Here is an 18,368-nt window from a genome sequence, read left to right as displayed (position 1 = left end):
AATTTGGAACGTCAATGACTAAGTTCTTTTCTAGTATAACCATTTTTTTATTTTTGAGCTTTGTCTTGTTTAGCCACTGCGCTTATTCACAGGTTAAACGGTTATCAACCAGCGAAGGCTTATCGCAAAGTTATGTAAACACCATGCTCATTGATAACAGTGGCTATCTTTGGCTATCGACTGAGGGGGGGCTTAATCGCTACGACGGCTATCAGGTTGTTCATATCAAAGGACCTAATGGTGAGCTTGAAGATGCCATCATTGACCGTATTTACCAAGATCCTCAAGGCTATATTTGGATAGCTTCGCTACAAGCGGGTTTATTCCGTTATGATCCCACTTCCGACACTTATCAGCAGTTTATTGCTAAACCCACCACAGAAGAGCAAATTTTTATTGAGTCGGTGTTTAGTATGGTGGCTGTTGATGACAAAACACTATGGCTAGGTCGGGGTTGGGACTTTGCCAAGTTGGATTTAGAAACAAAACAAGTCACTTCAATTTTTGAAATCCCTGAGCGTGTAAAAAGCAGTGTTATAAGAGAGTTGTATGCTTATAACGGATTCATTTTTATGGGCACAAGTAATGGCGCTTATGTATATCAAATTGCTAGCGGTGAGGTTCGTAAGCTTGAGCACTTACAGCAAAAACCAAGTCATATTTATCAAAATTATGTGAAATCATTTGCAGTAATCGATCAAACAACTCTACTAGTCGGTGCTGTCAGAGGTTTGTATCAAGTTGATATCAGTAATTTAGAAGCGATGTTTGAGACTCCTAATAAGCCTTTCTCTAATAAAACCTTAATAAAAGATTTGAATATTTGGACCATTATTCAAGAAAAAGATGCGATTACTTTAGGTACGGATAAAGGGTTGTTTGAATATGACCTAGTAACAGCAGAGCTTAATAAAAATAAGCGTTTACGGGAAGGCGGCTATACGTTAGCTGATAACAGTATTATTGATGTTGTAAAAGATAAATCGGGTGGCATGTGGCTGGCGACAAAAAATGATGGGGCCTTTTATTTATCTTATGATAATTACAACTTTATTAATGTGACTGCTAACTCACTGAGAGGTGATGGTTTATCACATCACTCGATTTGGAGTATTGCGGAGTTTAAAAATAGGCTTTGGCTGGCCACACACAACGGTTTAACAGCGGTTGACTTACAGACTAACGAAAGTGAAGTGTTCTTAAAAGACTACCAAGTTGACTTAATAACGACAGAGTTCAGCGTTTACCAAATAATGCCCTATAAAGATAAGTTGTGGTTACACACTAACAGGGGAATTTTGAGTTTTGATCCAGACACAAAACAAGCGTCACCTGTTAAGGCTGCAAATCCTGAAAATCAGGTTTTAATAAACGACTGGGTGCATGGCATATTATTAATGCCCTCGGGTGATCTTTACTATGTCCACCCTGATTACGGCATGTTTGTATACAATATTGATAGCCAAAAAGTGACCCGACTTGGTGGGAAATTTGATGAATTTGAGCCATTTTTAGCTTATGGGTTCTTACCCGCCTTATCTTCTAAGCCCGATGCGCCTTTATTTTATAATGCAGGTATTTTATATCAGGTTGATCCGCAGTCTTTCGAGTTGACAACGATTTATACTGTTCCCGAGCAACACGAAAATGTAGCCGTTAATGTGATGTCATACATCATAGATAATAACAATGTACTGTGGTTATCGCTTTCTAACTTTGGCTTGATCGGCCTAGATGCTAGCACTTATGAGCATATCTATACCATTGACCTTGAAAAAAATAAATTAGGAACCTTGTTATATGACATGGTACTTGATGAAGCGGGTATGATTTGGATGAGCAGCCATAAAGGCCTTTGGCGGCTTAATCCTAATAATCTTCATTTTCAACAATTTACAGGCTCGGAGGGGCTATTCTCTACAGAGTTTAATAGTGGTGCTTTCACAAAGCTTGAGTCAGGGCAAATTGTATATGGAACGCTCAAAGGGTTTACTTACTTTTCTCCTATGGATAACCACTACCAGCAAGCTTTAATTGATCACGTTAATATTACTAATCTTGATTTAATGTCTCGTGATCTACCTGCCGAGCTAAAGCAGCCTATTGATAGTGTCGTTCTTGAGCATGATGACATAGGTCTAGAAGTTGCCTTTTCGGCAATGGCATTTAATTATCAAGAACGTATCATTTATGAGTATCAACTCGGTGATGGTCAAAAAACCTATACCCGTAACAACAACCGGGTGTTATTCCCAAAACTTAGTGCGGGTAAGTATCAACTCAAAGTATGGGCAAAAGATCCATTAACAGGGGAGTTAACGCCACCCGCTATATTAAATATTGAAGTAAAGTACCCACTTTGGCGTGCTCCACAATTCATTGTTTTGTATGTTTTATTAGTTGCACTTTTTGTCGCTGCTTGGGTTTTTAGACGAAATCGTATGCAACAAATTTTGCTTGCCGCCCATAAAGAAAGTAAAGAAAGTGAAGCACGCTTAAAGTTAGCGCTTGAAGGGAGTCATTCAGGTGTGTGGGATTGGTCTTCACAAAGTCCAATTATATATCAACCGCGCCTTAAGAATGAGCTAGGCTATGAAACAGACAGTGTTAATTTAGATGATTACTTAGCAAGAATTCACCCTCACGATAAGCAAACTTTCCGCTTAGAGTGGTTAGAGTTTTTATCAACACAAAAAGGTTATTTTAATTGCACCTACCGATTACGCCATGCTGATGGCAATTGGCGCTGGTATAAAGATTTTGGCAAAGTAGTTGAGTGGCAAGATAATGCGCCAGAAAAAGTAGCCGGTACCTATACCAATATGACACGAGAGCTCGTATTTGAAGAAAACGCGCGCTTGTTTGGTGCAGCGTTTGAGCAAACTCGCGATTGGGTGTTTATCTTAGATAAAAACCTGCGAATTCGAGCTACTAACAAATCATTTCAAGATGCATTTGGTTTTCCGGCTGAACCTCGTTCTAGTCGCTCGCTAACACTCGGTTTGTCTATTGCTGCCCGCATACATTATTTAAGAGTGATGCAAAAGCTGCAGTCTGGCGAGCATTTCTCAGCTGAAGACGTTGTAGAGGTAGCAACTGGTGAAAAGCGCCAAGTATTAATTAAAATTAGTGCTGTTGCAGGAAGTAATCGTCAGCTAGATAGTTACGTCATAATCGTGACTGATATTAGCGCGCAAAAATTGGCAGAGAGTGAATTACACTTATTGGCTAACTATGACGCCTTAACAGGTTTGCCAAATAAAACGCTATTTAATGACCGAGTTAATCATGCAATTGAGCAAGCTGCTTATCATCAAAATAAAGTCGCTTTGCTAAATATTAATATTAAACGCTTTAAATATTTTAATGATTCACTCGGTCGGGAAGAGTCAGACGAGTTACTGAAACGTGTTGCTAAACGTCTAAAGCAAGTTCTCAGACCGCAAGATAGTCTTGCACGTTTTGATGGTGATGAGTTTGTTATTTTAGCTGAAGACTTTAAACAAGTAGAAGAGCTTTTATCATTGTGTGGACGAGTGATGGATAGTGTTGAATCGCATATCGAGCTCAGCCAACAAGCAGTAAAAGTAAACTTCAGTGTGGGAGTTGCTGTTTATCCTGATGATGCGCAAACCACCAAAGCATTATTAAAAGCATCTAATGTGGCTCTGTATCACGCCAAACAACTGGTCGAAGGTGGTTATCAGTTTTATAAGCAAGAAATGAACTTACAAGTGCAACGTACTTTGCATTTAGAATCGCAGTTAAGTAAAGCTTACCAAGAGCATGAGTTTTGTAATTTTTATCAGCCAATAGTCAGTGCTGAGTCACGCCAAGTCGCGGGGCTAGAAGTACTTTTACGTTGGCCAAATAAAGATGAATATAAGCCTGAAGATTTTGCGAGCGCAGCAGAAAGCTCAGGGTTAATTACCAAAATAATGCTGCAGACTTTATCACGAGCTTTGATTGAGCTTCGTCAATGGCGCACGACGCATCCTGATTTATATATTTCGATTAATTTATCTGCTCTTGATTTTGAAAGTGTAAACTTAGTTGAAAATATTCATAAGGCGCTTGAAGCTAGTAAAGTGCCTGCCAGTGCGGTGGTTTTTGAAATTACTGAATCAGTCATGATGCATGATTCAGATAAAGCACAGCAGAGCATGGATAAACTCAAGGCCCTTGGTTGTCGGATTTATATGGATGACTTTGGAACTGGCTATGCGTCACTGACCTACTTAAAACGCTTTCCGGTTGATGTGCTAAAAATTGATAAAAGCTTTGTTAATGATATTGGTATTGATAAAGGTGATGAAGCGATTATCAACTCAACGCTTACGCTGGCAAAAAGCTTGGGTAAAGAATGTGTTGCCGAAGGCGTTGAAAACCGCACTCAATTGCAGTTCTTACGCTCTTTAGGCTGTGAGTACTTTCAAGGTTATCTATTTAGTAAACCTGTAGCAGGTGATGAAGTAAAAGCGCTTTTAGACACCCTGTGGGATGATGAGTTTTTAGGGTAAAGCCAAAGCTTTACCCTTTAGTTAATCTTGGCGTTTACCGCAGTGGCGGCAATATAAATTACGATTGCGGTTTTTAAGTTCGTTATGAATCGCTTTGTTCGCCTCTTGCTGACTTAAGCCTAGTTTATAGCGTAAGTTCTCTAAATGTTCTTCTTCAACTGGCGATAAGTGGCCGTCTTCAATGGCTTCATGTACTGCATCGGTAAACACTTGTCTGCGTTTACGTAACTGTTCAGAAAAGCTTGAAGCTAGCAAACCAGTTGGAATTGCCACCATGCCCATACTCACTAGTGTGATAGCACCACCAAATAAGCGGCCTAGAGGAGTCACAGGCACCACATCGCCATAACCAACGGTTGTAAGTGTCACCATGGCCCACCACATTGCAGCAGGTATAGAGCCAAATTTATCGGGCTGCACATCATGTTCAATTAAATAAATACCGCATGAGGCGATGATCAAGACCACGGCCATTATAAAAAATGCAGCAAGCAGTGAACTGCTTTCTTCTTTGAACGAGTTTAGTAATAGCTGCATCGCTCTTGAATAACGAGTGAGCTTAAAAATACGCATTAACCTAAGTACTCGTAAGAAACGTAAATCAACACTCACAAACATCATTAGAATGGTGGGTAAAATCGCAATGAGATCAATCAGCGCCATGGGCGAGAAGAAATACCTAATACGAATCTTTGAGTTTGTCAGCGTGCTTTCTTTGTGCACGCTTTTATCTACACATGACCAAAGCCTGAGCACATATTCTAGGCTGAAAATAGCAACAGAAATCAGCTCAATCATTAAAAATTCATAATGATACTGCTTTGCTAAAGGGCCAACCGACTCCAAAACAATTGCCACTACATTGATCATGATCAGCGACATCAAAAACACGTCAAGTGCGCGTCCTACACGTCGATATTTACCATTACCTTCAAAAACTCGTGCAGTGTAATTTCTTAAACGATGCAAAATAATGATCCAGTTTTAGTTAAGTTTTAGCACCATATTAATGCTGCCTTCTTCAAAGTCGCGGGTGATCTTAAACCCGAGTTTTCTTGCCAGCTCAATCATGCCAGTATTTTCAGGTAAAGTGATCCCTGAAATTTGTTTAACGCCTTGGTTTTTACAATGCTCAATCGCCGCATTCATTAATATTGTACCAAGCCCTAAACCTTGGCAATCAGAGCGCACCACAATTGCAAACTCAGCATCGAGCTTGTCTGGATCCATCAACACTCGAGATACCCCTAATGTACAGGCTGAACCATTTTGCTCTTGGCTGACAATAAACGCCATTTCTCGGTCATAATCAATTTGCGTCATTTTCGCGAGCTGATCATGATTAAATTGCGGTAATTCACCGAAGAAGCGCTTATATCTGTCTTCTTTGCTCAATGATTGATCAAACTCTAAGTGTGCTTGCTCATCTTCCGGTTTGATAGGTCTTAACTGTGCTTGGGTATTATTTTTAAGGGTTACTTCTTTAACTAATTCAATTGGGTAGGGACGAATACACAAGCGTTTACGGTTCGCTTTTGCTTTATAACGGCTAAGACCAATGGTCGCATCAAGGACCAAAAACTGCCCGTTACTGGCTAAAATTGGATTAAGTTCAACACTGGTGATATCAGGTTGATCGATAACCAGCTGCGAAATACGGGTGAGTAGGGCGCATAAACGGTATTTATCGACTTTTTCTGGTAGCACGCGGTCTTTAAGTACGCCTTTATCGTGCGCCGCAGCTATTAGGTATTTTGCCAAGTTCATATTAAGTGGCGGTAATGCCACTGCAGCTTGTGCGAACTCAAGTCCGGTGCCAGCTTCACCTAGTAAAATCACCGGACCAAAGTTAGGCTCTGTTTTGATGGCGATACGTAGCTCATTAGCACCCGCTCGCGGCGCCATTTTTTGCAGTGAGAAACCTTCAATATGGGCATCAGGGTAGGTGTTTTTGATTCGTAGCAGCATGGCAAAGGCTGTTTGCTCAACTTCTTGCGCATCATTTAAATTAAGGACAACACCACCGACTTCTGATTTAGAAGGAATACTTGGGCTAATTAGTTTTAACGCTACCGGAAAACCCAGCTCAATAGCTTGTTCTTTGGCTTCTGTTGGCGTGTAAGCAACCTCAGTTTGAATACAATCAATACCATAATGAGTGAGAATTTGACTAGCTTCATGGGTTGATAAATAGCTTTGCTCTTCGGCTAAAAACTCGCTCACCACAGAGCGTGCAGCGTCTTTATTTATTTTTGCATCATCGGTGTTTGATTCTGGTGTTTGTGTTAAATGCTTTTGGTTACGACGATAACTTACTAAGTGCATAAAGGCACCCACCGCACCTTCAGGTGTACGGTAGGTTGGAATAGCGTTATTGGTACAGACTTTACGTGCAGCATAGGCGGCATCTTCACCCATAAAGTTAGTCATAACATAAGGGCGAGCCATTTTTGGGATTTTTTCCAAGGTTTCAACAATGATCTCTGCATAGTCTTCACTCGGTGCAAGTGCTGAAGGCGTATGAATGATCAGCAAGTTTTTAACTTCTTTAGCTTGTAGTAAGATTTCTAAGGCTTGTTGATAGCGTCTTGGCGCTGAGTCACCAAAAATATCCACCGGATTTGAGGTCATTTCTGATTGCGGGATGACTTTATTAAGCGCAGCTCTAGTCTCATCGCTAAGCTCAGCCAGCTTTCCTGAGCTTTGCAAGAGCGTATCCACAGCCATGACACCTGGGCCGCCGCCATTGGTTAAAATGGTTAGCTGCTCGACTTTAAGAAGTTTTGGGTGCATTGCCAGCGTTTGTGTCGCAGCGAAAAGCTCTCGTAAGTCGTTTACCCTAAGCATACCTGCTCGCTGAAATAGCGCATCATAGACTGCATCTGAGCTTTGTTTGCCACCAGTGTGTATTTCTGCAGCGAGGGCACCAGCACTGGTTTTACCGGTTTTAATGGCGATTACGGGTTTGCTAAACGCAGCGGCTCGCGCTGCGGAAATAAAGCTGCGAATATCTTCAATATTATCGATATATAACAAAATAGCTTTAGTTTTTGCATCTCGGCCTAAAAAGTCGAGTAACTCATCAAAGTCGATATCTAGGCAATCACCCACAGATACAAAATATGAAAAGCCAATTTCTTTGTTTTTCGCCCAATCTAGAATGGTTGAGCAAACAGCCGCAGATTGCGATACAAAAGCAAGCTTTCCTGGGCTTGCAACCGTATGTGAAAAGCTGGCATTTAAACCAATATGAGGAATAAGTAAGCCCAAACAATTAGGCCCAAGTAAAGAGACATTTGCCTCAGCAGCTGCTTCTTTTAATGCGTGCTTTTGGTCGACGTTTAAACCCGCTGCAATTACCACCGCATGCTTACAACCAAGTTCTCCAAGCTCGTTAATGATGTTAATTAAGGTATTTTTATTAGTACAAATAACCGCAAGATCAGGCACTTTAGGTAGTGCAGCAATGCTTGGGTAGGCTAATACCCCGTGTACAGCGCTGTGATTTAAACTAACAGGCATGATTGGGCCTTTAAAGCCCCCCTGTAGTAAATTACGCATCACCACAAAGCCCGCTCGGTTAGGGGAATTTGAGGCGCCAATCACCGCGACCGATTTAGGATTAAAAAATTGGCTAATACGTTTAACGCTCATGCTGTTTCCTTCGCTTGCGATGTTTGTTAAAACTTCAGGGTCTGTTAAGTTTAATACACTCAAACTAGAACCGACACGCTTCCAAAGTATTAAAAGTTATACTCATAAGATAACCTGTTTATAACTACTTTTCGAGTCAAAAACAGTGACCTACATCAAGGAGAAAAGCATGAATAAAGCGCAACCATTTAATATCGTTATTGCAGCGTGTGCATTGGCGGTCGGTTTGCTCGGATTAGGTTTTATTTTGAAAAGTGCTGCCCTTGATGTAAAGGGCATGGAGCGCACAGTTCATGTTAAAGGGCTAGCTGAAATGGAAGTGCCAGCCGACACCGTTATCTGGCCGTTACAGTTTTCTGATGCCGATAACAACCTTGAAAAACTAGTGGGTCGAGTTGAAGAGAAAAGTGATGCGGTTGTGGCTTTTTTAAAACTACATGGTTTTAGTGATGAAGAAATCAGCCTTGGTAGCCAATCGATTATTGATAAACAAGCTCGCGAATATGGCGGCGAGAATCAGCAGTTTCGTTATATTGCTCGTAATAATGTCATTGTTTATTCAAATGATATTGAAAAAGTGCAAAATGCCTTAGGCGCAGTAAGCCAATTAGCCAAACAAGGCATTGCGATAGTACAAGATAATTACGAAACGCGGATTCAATATTTATTTAATGGCTTAAATGAAATTAAGCCAAATATGATTCAAGAAGCAACCGAAAAAGCCCGCGAAGTAGCAATGAAATTTGCCAAAGATTCACAGTCTAAATTAGGTAAAATTAAAACAGCGCGTCAGGGGCAGTTTTCAATTTCTGATAGAGATTCAAACACACCTCAGCTGAAAAAAGTGCGTGTAGTTACCAGTGTTGAATATTATCTATCTGACTAAACCCAATACCACAGATAAAGGTAGCCGCATGCGTGTGCACACAATCACCATGCGGCAAATCGCTCCAAGCATAAAGCCGCCACTAAACGCCACAGCCACCCCCAATAAGCCAAACTGATCTTTTAATAGTACTGCCATTAAAACCGTGACACTGGTTGCACCAAGTAAGACATACAAGTTGATAAGCGGGTTGCCTTTTAACTTGATCATGCTACTGGCTAAAATTCTTGCTGGTAATAATAATTGCCCGAGTAACAGCAGCATTAAAATCCAAAATCCTTCTTGTAATTGGCTTTCGCCATAGAGAGTGAGAAGCGGCTTTGCGAGCAAGGCAAGTAGCAAAATAGCGGCAAAGTTAAAACGCCATACCACTTTCATTAACTCGCTAAGTTGCTGCTCGGTCGTCTCATCGGCCATTAAAATGGGTTTTAAATATTGGTTGGCGGCATTGCCTAAAATAGTCAGTAAGCCAGCAATCACTACCGCAGGAAAGAAGATACTCACGCCTTGTGCACCAAACCAGTGATGCACCAGTAAGACATCGAGTTTTGCTACCAACACGGTGCCTGCACCACTGGCGAGCATGATCAATGAGTCTTTACACCATTGCTTGGTTTGGTAGCGGGCAGTGCTTGCAACGATCATTTTTTTGATTAACCAATATTGATAAATGACTACGCACAAGATGCTACAAAACAACAAGATACAAATCTCGACTAACGATAAGTCGCCACGTATCAAGTACACGAAAAAACAAAATCCCGCTGTTAGCAATTCAAAAATACACTGCTGCGTTATCAGGCCAATTTTTGGTTTATTCAAAGCCACTAAAAAAGCCGATTGGCTTTGCATAATGGCGCCAATCGGCACCAGTAATAGTAAATAGACCACATGCTCTTGAGCGCTTTGGTGCGGTGAAATAGCCTGAAAGCTAATCACCACAGCAGCGACAAAAATCACCCCGAATAAACACGATGCCGCTAAATAAACATGTTTTAAGCCGCGTAGTAAGTCATGTTGCTGAGCTTTGTAGAGCGGGTAGCTAATACGCATTAAAGATGATGCAAAGCCCATACTCGCAGGTAATAACAAAATTTCACACAGTGCGAGTAACGCCGCGAAAGTACCAAACTCATCAGTACTTAATAACCTTGCAAGGCACAAGGTAAGTACAATACGGCTACCATGGTTAAGGGCGGTAAAACTACTGAGCGATAAAAACGCTTTAACAACATCCTTATTCATGGAGTTATTGATTGAGCGCGTTTAATAACTGTGCCGTTGGCACTTGCAAATAGGCCGCGCAAAGCAGCACTTTACTGTCGCTACTCGTTGCTTGATTGGCACCATAAAATTGCTTAAGGGTATTTACCAAGGCGCTGACTGCGCTCGGGCTGTGACTTTGGTCGACTTCCATCATGGCTAATAATGCAGAGAATTCATGTTTGGCTAGCATTTGGGTCGTGCTGTTTAGCGCTATAAAGCAACCTATAGGAGTGAGCTGCTGCTTATTTAATGTTTTTAACGCAACACCCAAGCTTTCGTTGCTTTCAAATAACATTAACGAACGCAAGTAATTAAAGGGTAGGTTATTAGCCTGACACTGCGTAAATAAGTGATGTAGTAGGGTATTGCCTTGGTTGTCGGTAATACAAAAAGCATTTTGAAACTTAAGACCAGGCGTGAAAAAGCTCAGTTTATCGATATCATCAATTAAGGCTACAGCTTCACTTGGCAGCGGGCTTGCTTCGAGTAAATGCGCTGCCACATTTTGTAAAAACAAGTATTTAACTTCACTACTGCACGCTAATTGATAGATATGCTGTAATTGTGCCGCTTGCAAAACTCCCGATAAACTTTGGTAATCGGCAATGAGTTCTTTTAACTGATGATGTTGAAGTCGGCTGTTCAATTGCTCAATCGCGCTTTGCATGGAGATACTCGTTTTTTATTATTTATACATTTATAGCTCAACTACTTGTTTAAATAAATAAAAAAGGCCGCTGAGCGGCCTTTTTCAAGTCTTTATTGGTTAAGCTGCTTGTTTCTTAGCAACCCATTGGTCAACAAACTTCTCTAGTACATTTAATGGTACTGCACCATTTTTAAGTACTACATCGTGGAATTCACGAATATCGAATTTATCGCCTAGTTTTTCTTTAGCCGCTTCACGAAGCTCTAAAATTTTCAACATACCTACTTTGTATGCCGTTGCTTGTGAAGGCATTACAATGTGACGCTCAACCATTTTAACGCCATCAGACGTCGCATTTGGTGTGTTATTTACGTAGTAGTCGATACCTTCTTGACGTGTCCACTTCATTGCGTGGATACCTGTATCTACTACTAGGCGACATGCACGCCATAATTCCATCGCAAGACGACCAAAATCTGAATATGGGTCTTCGTATAAGCCCATTTCTTTTGGTACTAGCTCAGAGTATAAACCCCAACCTTCAACATACGCTGTGTAGCCGCCAAACTTACGGAACTTAGGTACACCTTCAAGCTCTTGCGCGATAGCAATTTGCATGTGGTGACCTGGAATACCTTCGTGGTATGCAAGTGCTTCCATTTGGTATGTTGGCATTGCTTCCATGTCGTAAAGGTTTGCGTAATAAATACCTGGGCGTGAGCCATCTGGCGCAGGTTGTTGGTAGAACGCTTTACCTGCTGCTTTTTCACGGAATGCTTCAACTGCTTTAACTTTAAGGTCAGCTTTTGGCTTAACAATGAATAGCTCGTCTAGACGAGATTTCATGTTATCGATAAGCGCTGTTGCTTCATCAAGGTAGCGTTGTTTACCTTCAGCGGTGTTAGGGTAGTAGAACTGCTTATCAGTTTTCATGAATTGCATGAATGCTTTAAGGTCACCTTTAAAGCCTACTTTATCTTTGATTGCACGCATTTCGTCGTGAATGCGCGCGACTTCAGCTAAACCGATAGTGTGGATTTCTTTCGCTGTTAAATCAGTTGTTGTGGTACGTGCTAAAGCGTTGTTGTAGAACGCTTCGCCGTCAGGGAATTTCCAAGCACCATCACGGTCATCAGCGCGCTTTTCTAACTGAGCTAAGAAGTTAATTAGCTTAGTGTAAGAAGGTTTTACTGCTGCTTTTAGGGCTTTTTCAGCGTCGCTGATAAGTGCAGATTTTTCGCTGTCAGCAATCTCTAATGCGTTAACTTTACGTTTAAAGTCAGCAAGTAACGTTGAGTCTTCACCATCATGGAATGGTGCGCCGCGTAAGATATTATTGCTTGAATCAATCACGTGTGGGAAAACAAATTTAGGCGCGATAATGCCTTTATCTGCACGTACTTCAAGGTCTTTGATTAGTTGATCAATAACCGTTGTAACACCATTTAAACGTGAGATATACGCTTTAGCATCAGATACATCGGCAATTTGATGTTGGTTGATTAAAAACGCAGGGATCATCGAGTGAACACCAAACATTTGGTTCACAGGGTAGTTGTAATGGCGCCATTTGAAATCAGCAATTTCGTTTTCTAAATCTTGCTTTTTAAGGTCGTAGCTTACTTTTGTTGCGTCATCTAATAGCTCGCGGTTAATTGCGTTAAGCGCAACTAGGTCAGCTTTAGTTTGTTCAAAGTCTTCTAAAACGCGCTCTTCGCTGCCATCATCCCATTTATCGTAATCTTTTTTGATGCCCATGTATGTTTGATAAATAGGGCTTTTCATTACATCACGGTTAAAAGTATCTTCGAAGAAGGCGTTAGCTTTATCGATTTCACTTTGTACAGGTTGGCTTTGTACACTTGGTGCAGGCTTCGGTTGCTCTTGCATTTGTTGGCAGCCGCCAAGCAATGCAACACTTACCGCCGCAGCGATGAAGGTCAGTTTACGCATTATCGTTCCTTTGTAGTTGTTAGAAATTTAATTATAATTCTTAAACGAATAATTCTAGCAGGTCATTTAAAAAGCGATGGCCTTTTTGGCTTACCTGCCAGTTATCTTTATCATCAATTAGTAAGCCTTTTGCAATTGCCTCAGTCAAGGCTTGTTCCTGACTTTGCAGTGACAAACTTGTAAGCAAAGGTAAATCAGCTTTGGGGCAGGGTTCGACTAAACGAAAACGATTCATAAAGAATTCAAAAGCTAAGTCGTCTTCTGCTACTTGCCATTGCTGATATAAATACGGTTTGGCAAGGTCCATATAGCCCCGCGGGTGCTTAACTTTCACGGTGCGGGTGATGACTTTATTTTCATCAGTAATTTTACCATGAGCACCACAGCCGATACCGAGATAATCGCCAAATCGCCAATAATTCAAGTTATGACGGCATTGGTAGCCGGGCTTGGCGTAGCCTGAGATCTCGTATTGCTCATAACCTGCTGCTGCGAGTAACGCTTGACCTTGTTCTTGAATATCCCAAAGGGTGTCGTCATGAGGTAAGGTCGGTGGCTTAGAAGCAAACTGCGTATTTGGCTCAATGGTTAGTTGATACCAAGAGATATGAGGAGGATTAAGGGCAATAATTTTTTCAAGGTCGCTTAAGGCGTCTGCAACAGATTGCCCTGGCAAGCCATGCATTAAATCAAGATTAAAACTGTTTAGCCCCGCTTGGTGTGCTTGTTTAGCCGCATAACTTGCTTCATCAGCACCATGAATACGACCAAGGGCTTTTAGCTTGTCGTTTTGCATACTTTGCACACCAATCGAAATACGATTGATGCCAGCGGCAACATATTCTTTAAAGCGACCTGTTTCGACGGTACCTGGGTTTGCCTCTAGGGTAATTTCACAGTCATCAGTTAGGCCAATTAATCTGTCGACTTCACCAAGTAGGCGAGTATATGCGTCACCGGTTAATAAGCTTGGCGTGCCGCCGCCAATAAAAATGCTGTGGATTTTACGCCCTTGCACTAAGTGCAAATCGGCCTTGAGATCATCAATAAGATGCTGAACGTATTCTTTTTCGGGGATTGTGCCTTTTTGACCATGGCTATTAAAGTCACAGTATGGGCACTTTTGCACGCACCAAGGCACGTGCACATATAAACTTAAAGGCGGTAAACTCACAGGCCGCCTTTTTGCTGCAATTGCGCAAGTAGTTGTTTTAAAGCTTGGCCGCGATGGCTAAGGGCATTTTTTTGCTCTTTAGTTAACTGAGCGCTAGTGCATTGCTCAGATGGTACGTAAAAAACAGGATCATAACCAAAACCACCCTGACCATCTTGGCTATGGGTGATTTCGCCTTCCCAACTGGCACTACAAATAAGCGGTGTTGGGTCGTCGGCGTGGCGCATTAATACTAACACACACCAAAAACGCGCACTACGAACAGGGTTATCAGCAAGCTCTTTTAGTAACTTGTCGATATTATCTTGATCGCTAGCACCCGCTCCGGCAAAGCGTGCAGAGTACACACCAGGTGCACCATTTAGGCCGTCTACTTCAAGGCCTGAGTCATCAGCAATCGCAGGCATGCCTGTGATCTTTGCTGCATGGCGCGCTTTAATAATGGCGTTTTCAACAAATGTGGTGCCTGTTTCTGGCACGTCTGGCACTTGAAAGTCGCTTTGTGGAACCACGTTAATATTAAGTGGGCTGAGCATGCTTGCCAGCTCTTTTACTTTGCCAGGGTTACCCGTGGCTAAAACCAAGGTGTTGTTCATAGGTCTATTAATCTACGTAAAATTTTTGCTGAAATTTCAGCGTTTGTAGTTTGCCGTTTTGATTAATTTCGATATCAAAACGGTAAATTTCTTCGTTGCTGTAATCGATTTGCGCGAGGTAATAAATCGCATCGCCTTCAACAACTTCTTTAAATGTAAGCTGCTTTTTATTACCAAGTAGGTTACGTGCAGTGCCAGTTAAAGTTGCTGTCTGCGCTGTTTTATCGCTGTTTTTCAATACCGAAATATTAATAATCCCTTTGCTAGGGCTACGCTCTAAATCATAGTTTTTAGCAATGTTTGGCTGAATAAAAGTCGATGGAAATGCAATGTAATGAACTTCCCAAGGGCCAAGAACTTTGTACTGGGCGCCTGCTTGTTCATCAGCTTTGGCAAAGGTTGTAAATAAACTCAATACAATCAAAGAAAAATAAATAAATTGCTTCATGGTATATCTCACTTAACAAAAGAGGCCTTTCGGCCCCTTACTGCTTAACGTTAAACGCTTAGCCAATTAAATCCATTACTAAAAACTGTAAAAACTGTAGACCAATAATCAACACTAAGATTGATAGGTCTAGACCACCTAGTGGTGGGATAATCTTACGAATAGGGCGCAACATTGGCTCAGTTAGCTGGTGGAATACAGCCTCAATAGGGTTGTAGCCTTGGCTTACCCAGCTAAGTAAAGCACGAATAATTAATACCCAAAATAGTAAGTTTAAACCTTCTTTAATTACTGTAATTAACGCTTGAATAAATACCGGACCTGGCGCCCAAGCGTTATAAAACATCAGAAAAATAACACTGAGTTTGGCTACAGCAACTAAATAAGCAAGCACTAACGAAGCAATATCAAAGCCACCCACTCCTGGGATGATTTTACGAAGTGGGTTCACTGCGAACGAAGTGGCTTTCACCACAAACTGGCTCATAGGATTGTAAAAGTCAGCTTTTGCCGCTTGTAACCAAAAGCGTAAAAGGACCACCATTAAAAAGAGATCAAAAATAATCCCAACTAAAAAGTGCATGGCTTGCATAGTTTTACCTTCAAAAAGTAAGCTTAAAGTTCTTTTTCCATCGCTTCAGCGCGAGCAATACAAGCATCCATTGCATCTGCAACAGTGCCGACTAAACCTTGTGATTTAAGGTGTTCAACAGCTTCGTGAGTCGTACCCCCTTTAGAGGTTACGTTTGCACGTAGCTGAGAAATACTGATGTCTGGTTGCGAAAGAGCCATTTCGGCAGCACCCAGTGCGGTTTGTTGCACTAAACGGCGCGCATCTTCATCACTAAAGCCAAGTGCTTTCGCTTTTTCTTCAATAGCTTCCATAAATAAGAAGAAGTAAGCAGGTGATGAGCCTGTAACAGCAATGATGTCGTTGATTTGTGACTCTTGCTCAACCCAAACAACAATGCCTGTACACTCAAAAACTTGTTGTACAAACTCGTGCTCTTCAGTGGTTTCGCCAGCGCCATAAAGGCCAGAAACACCACGGCCTAGTAATGATGGTGTATTTGGCATACAACGCACCATTTTCACATCTTGACCTAGCATTTCACGTAAACGGTTTACGGTAAGACCTGCTGCTACTGAAATAAATAGCTTGTCGCTAAAATCAACGCCTGAATCTTGGAATGATTGGCAAAGATCGCCCATCATTTGTGGTTTAACAGATAAGACAATCACATCAGCATCGCGAAGTGCCGCGTTGTTATCCGCGGTAGTTTGCACCCCGAAATCAGCAGCAACCTTAGCTAATTTTTCTTGGTTGCGATTGGTTGCAATGATGTTTTTTGCTGCAAAACCGTTCTTTACCATGCCGCCAATGATGGCGTAGCTCATGTTACCCGTGCCTATAAATGCGATTTTTTTGTCTGACATATGTCTGTTATCACCTTTTAATTTCGTTGGCCAAATATATCCGTGCCAATGCGTACCATGGTTGAACCCGCTGCAATCGCCGCTTCAACATCGTTACTCATACCCATCGACAAGGTGTCTACTTGGGGATATTGGGCCTTTAGTTTATCAAAGCAAGCGCTTAATTGCTCAAAATATTGTAATTGTAGCTGGGCATCGTCGGTTTTGGCAGGAATAGCCATCACACCGCGCAGGCATAAATTAGGGCATTGACTGATAAATTCGGCCAATGCCATTAGCTCGTCTGGGTGGCAGCCTGACTTAGCCTCTTCTAAACTAATATTAACTTGAATTAATACATTGAGTGGGGCTTTGTCGGCTGGTCGTTGCTCATTAAGACGTTTTGCAATTTTAGTGCGGTCAACACTTTGTACCCAATCAAAATGCGTGGCTACTTGGGCACTTTTATTTGATTGAATAGGGCCGATAAAGTGCCAAATAATGTCTTTATAATCAGCCAATGCTGTGACTTTTGTTACCGCTTCTTGAACGTACGATTCGCCAAACTGGCGTTGACCATGCTTATAGGCAGCAATAATATCGTCGGCAGGTTTTGTTTTTGAAACAGCCAATAGGTTGATTGATTGCTCATCGCGGTGATTATTTTTTGCAGCTTGAGCAATTCTTGCGTAGGCGGATGTAAGTCGTTCTGCTATTGTAACCATATAATTATCAGTTGGTTGTGGAGTCATAAATGGATATTACCGAATTATTGGCCTTTAGTGTGCAACACAAAGCCTCGGATTTACACTTGTCATCAGGCGTATCACCTATGATACGTGTTGATGGTGATGTACGTCGTATTAATATTCCAGCATTAGAACAAAAAGATGTAAATAGTCTGGTATACGATATTATGAACGATAATCAGCGTAAGGACTATGAACAAAATCTCGAAGTGGATTTTTCTTTCGAAGTGCCAAACCTTGCGCGTTTTCGTGTTAACGCATTTAATTCAAACCGTGGTCCTGCGGCGGTGTTTCGTACTATCCCAAGTGATGTTTTAACGCTGGATGATTTAGGTGCCCCAGATATTTTTAAAACCATTGCCGACAATCCACGTGGTTTGGTGCTAGTCACCGGCCCTACTGGTTCTGGTAAATCAACGACTTTGGCGGCGATGGTCGATTATATTAATCAAACTAAACATCACCATATTTTAACTATCGAAGATCCAATCGAATTCGTACATGAAAATAAGCTAAGCCTTATTAACCAACGTGAAGTTCACCGTGATACGCATAGCTTCTCTAATGCACTTAGAAGTGCACTACGTGAAGACCCTGATGTTATTTTAGTGGGTGAGCTGCGTGACCTTGAAACAATTCGCTTAGCGATGACTGCGGCAGAAACAGGTCACTTAGTGTTTGGTACCTTGCATACTACCTCTGCACCAAAAACCATTGACCGTATTATTGACGTGTTCCCAGGTGAAGAAAAAGACATGGTACGTTCAATGTTGTCAGAATCACTACGTGCCGTAATCTCGCAAACTTTACTTAAAAAGGTAGGCGGCGGCCGAGTAGCAGCCCATGAAATCATGATCGGTATTCCTGCAATACGAAATCTGATCCGTGAAGATAAAATTGCGCAAATGTACTCATCAATTCAAACTGGTGCATCGCATGGCATGCAGACCATGGACCAATGTTTAGGTAATTTGGTTAACTACGGCATTATTACTAATGTTGATGCGCGAGCTAAAGCGCAAGATAAAACCCAGTTTGGTGGCTAACGGAGCTATAT

14 protein-coding genes are annotated in these 18,368 nt (G+C 41.6%); 3 read left to right on the top strand and 11 right to left on the bottom strand.

What is annotated here, in order from left to right; all coding sequences use genetic code 11:
- The first annotated feature begins 14 nt into the window (after window positions 1–14).
- Complete coding sequence (locus JIG37_RS21320) at window positions 15–4,520, top strand: EAL domain-containing protein (RefSeq protein ID WP_199530225.1); 4,506 nt, start codon at window positions 15–17, stop codon at window positions 4,518–4,520.
- Between the two features lie 21 nt (window positions 4,521–4,541).
- Here the strand turns inward: JIG37_RS21320 and JIG37_RS21315 are convergent, their stop codons facing one another.
- Both JIG37_RS21315 and JIG37_RS21310 read right to left on the bottom strand, forming a co-directional pair.
- Window positions 4,542–5,495 (bottom strand): ion transporter, encoded by a 954-nt coding sequence (locus JIG37_RS21315; protein ID WP_054552676.1) that lies wholly within the window; start codon window positions 5,493–5,495, stop codon window positions 4,542–4,544.
- 9 nt (window positions 5,496–5,504) lie between these two features.
- Window positions 5,505–8,174, bottom strand: coding sequence for a bifunctional acetate--CoA ligase family protein/GNAT family N-acetyltransferase (locus JIG37_RS21310; protein WP_054552675.1), 2,670 nt, complete (start codon window positions 8,172–8,174; stop codon window positions 5,505–5,507).
- Between the two features lie 169 nt (window positions 8,175–8,343).
- Here JIG37_RS21310 and JIG37_RS21305 point away from each other — a divergent pair, with 169 nt between their 5' ends.
- On the top strand, window positions 8,344–9,060 hold the full coding sequence (locus JIG37_RS21305; RefSeq protein ID WP_054552674.1) for an SIMPL domain-containing protein: 717 nt from the start codon (window positions 8,344–8,346) through the stop codon (window positions 9,058–9,060).
- On the opposite strand, the gene JIG37_RS21300 is transcribed toward JIG37_RS21305, so the two are convergent.
- The 9 genes from JIG37_RS21300 to JIG37_RS21260 all read right to left on the bottom strand — a co-directional run bounded on the left by JIG37_RS21300 (window position 9,049) and on the right by JIG37_RS21260 (window position 17,314).
- Window positions 9,049–10,305, bottom strand: coding sequence for an oligosaccharide flippase family protein (locus JIG37_RS21300; RefSeq protein ID WP_199530224.1), 1,257 nt, complete (start codon window positions 10,303–10,305; stop codon window positions 9,049–9,051). The genes JIG37_RS21305 and JIG37_RS21300 overlap by 12 nt on opposite strands.
- Window positions 10,306–10,309: 4 nt before the next feature.
- Window positions 10,310–10,993 carry a hypothetical protein gene (locus JIG37_RS21295; RefSeq protein WP_054552672.1) on the bottom strand — a complete coding sequence of 228 codons (684 nt, stop codon included), beginning with the start codon at window positions 10,991–10,993 and terminating at the stop codon, window positions 10,310–10,312.
- 99 nt (window positions 10,994–11,092) lie between these two features.
- Window positions 11,093–12,928 carry a DUF885 family protein gene (locus JIG37_RS21290; RefSeq protein ID WP_166338844.1) on the bottom strand — a complete coding sequence of 612 codons (1,836 nt, stop codon included), beginning with the start codon at window positions 12,926–12,928 and terminating at the stop codon, window positions 11,093–11,095.
- Between the two features lie 40 nt (window positions 12,929–12,968).
- Complete coding sequence (hemW, locus tag JIG37_RS21285; RefSeq protein ID WP_199530223.1) at window positions 12,969–14,102, bottom strand: radical SAM family heme chaperone HemW; 1,134 nt, start codon at window positions 14,100–14,102, stop codon at window positions 12,969–12,971.
- Window positions 14,099–14,698 carry an XTP/dITP diphosphatase gene (locus JIG37_RS21280; protein WP_058586594.1) on the bottom strand — a complete coding sequence of 200 codons (600 nt, stop codon included), beginning with the start codon at window positions 14,696–14,698 and terminating at the stop codon, window positions 14,099–14,101. The genes hemW and JIG37_RS21280 overlap by 4 nt, the downstream gene beginning before the upstream one ends.
- Window positions 14,699–14,705: 7 nt before the next feature.
- A complete protein-coding gene (locus tag JIG37_RS21275) occupies window positions 14,706–15,146 on the bottom strand; it encodes a DUF4426 domain-containing protein (RefSeq protein WP_054552668.1) in 441 nt (146 codons plus the stop codon).
- A gap of 58 nt (window positions 15,147–15,204) precedes the next feature.
- Complete coding sequence (locus JIG37_RS21270) at window positions 15,205–15,738, bottom strand: YggT family protein (RefSeq protein ID WP_054552667.1); 534 nt, start codon at window positions 15,736–15,738, stop codon at window positions 15,205–15,207.
- 23 nt (window positions 15,739–15,761) lie between these two features.
- Window positions 15,762–16,583, bottom strand: coding sequence for a pyrroline-5-carboxylate reductase (gene proC / locus JIG37_RS21265; protein WP_199530222.1), 822 nt, complete (start codon window positions 16,581–16,583; stop codon window positions 15,762–15,764).
- 17 nt (window positions 16,584–16,600) lie between these two features.
- Window positions 16,601–17,314 (bottom strand): YggS family pyridoxal phosphate-dependent enzyme, encoded by a 714-nt coding sequence (locus JIG37_RS21260; RefSeq protein ID WP_138598891.1) that lies wholly within the window; start codon window positions 17,312–17,314, stop codon window positions 16,601–16,603.
- Window positions 17,315–17,316: 2 nt separating this feature from the next.
- Between JIG37_RS21260 and JIG37_RS21255 the strand changes: the two genes are divergently transcribed.
- Window positions 17,317–18,357, top strand: coding sequence for a type IV pilus twitching motility protein PilT (locus tag JIG37_RS21255; protein WP_054552664.1), 1,041 nt, complete (start codon window positions 17,317–17,319; stop codon window positions 18,355–18,357).
- Window positions 18,358–18,368: the final 11 nt, after the last annotated feature.

This window comes from Pseudoalteromonas sp. bablab_jr010 (assembly GCF_016464105.1).
Classification (GTDB): domain Bacteria; phylum Pseudomonadota; class Gammaproteobacteria; order Enterobacterales; family Alteromonadaceae; genus Pseudoalteromonas; species Pseudoalteromonas simplex.
The sequence above is the reverse complement of the archived record's forward strand: the minus strand, read 5'-3'. Positions and strand labels throughout refer to the sequence as shown.

Excerpts from the sequence above, each read along its gene's own strand:
- JIG37_RS21305 (WP_054552674.1), top strand. The coding sequence starts at position 8,344 with ATGAATAAAGCGCAACCATTTAATATCGTTATTGCAGCGTGTGCATTG.
- JIG37_RS21320 (WP_199530225.1), top strand. The coding sequence starts at position 15 with ATGACTAAGTTCTTTTCTAGTATAACCATTTTTTTATTTTTGAGCTTT.
- JIG37_RS21300 (WP_199530224.1), bottom strand. The coding sequence starts at position 10,305 with ATGAATAAGGATGTTGTTAAAGCGTTTTTATCGCTCAGTAGTTTTACC.
- JIG37_RS21270 (WP_054552667.1), bottom strand. The coding sequence starts at position 15,738 with ATGCAAGCCATGCACTTTTTAGTTGGGATTATTTTTGATCTCTTTTTA.
- JIG37_RS21260 (WP_138598891.1), bottom strand. The coding sequence starts at position 17,314 with ATGACTCCACAACCAACTGATAATTATATGGTTACAATAGCAGAACGA.
- proC (WP_199530222.1), bottom strand. The coding sequence starts at position 16,583 with ATGTCAGACAAAAAAATCGCATTTATAGGCACGGGTAACATGAGCTAC.
- JIG37_RS21280 (WP_058586594.1), bottom strand. The coding sequence starts at position 14,698 with ATGAACAACACCTTGGTTTTAGCCACGGGTAACCCTGGCAAAGTAAAA.
- JIG37_RS21255 (WP_054552664.1), top strand. The coding sequence starts at position 17,317 with ATGGATATTACCGAATTATTGGCCTTTAGTGTGCAACACAAAGCCTCG.
- JIG37_RS21310 (WP_054552675.1), bottom strand. The coding sequence starts at position 8,174 with ATGAGCGTTAAACGTATTAGCCAATTTTTTAATCCTAAATCGGTCGCG.
- JIG37_RS21295 (WP_054552672.1), bottom strand. The coding sequence starts at position 10,993 with ATGCAAAGCGCGATTGAGCAATTGAACAGCCGACTTCAACATCATCAG.
- JIG37_RS21290 (WP_166338844.1), bottom strand. The coding sequence starts at position 12,928 with ATGCGTAAACTGACCTTCATCGCTGCGGCGGTAAGTGTTGCATTGCTT.
- JIG37_RS21275 (WP_054552668.1), bottom strand. The coding sequence starts at position 15,146 with ATGAAGCAATTTATTTATTTTTCTTTGATTGTATTGAGTTTATTTACA.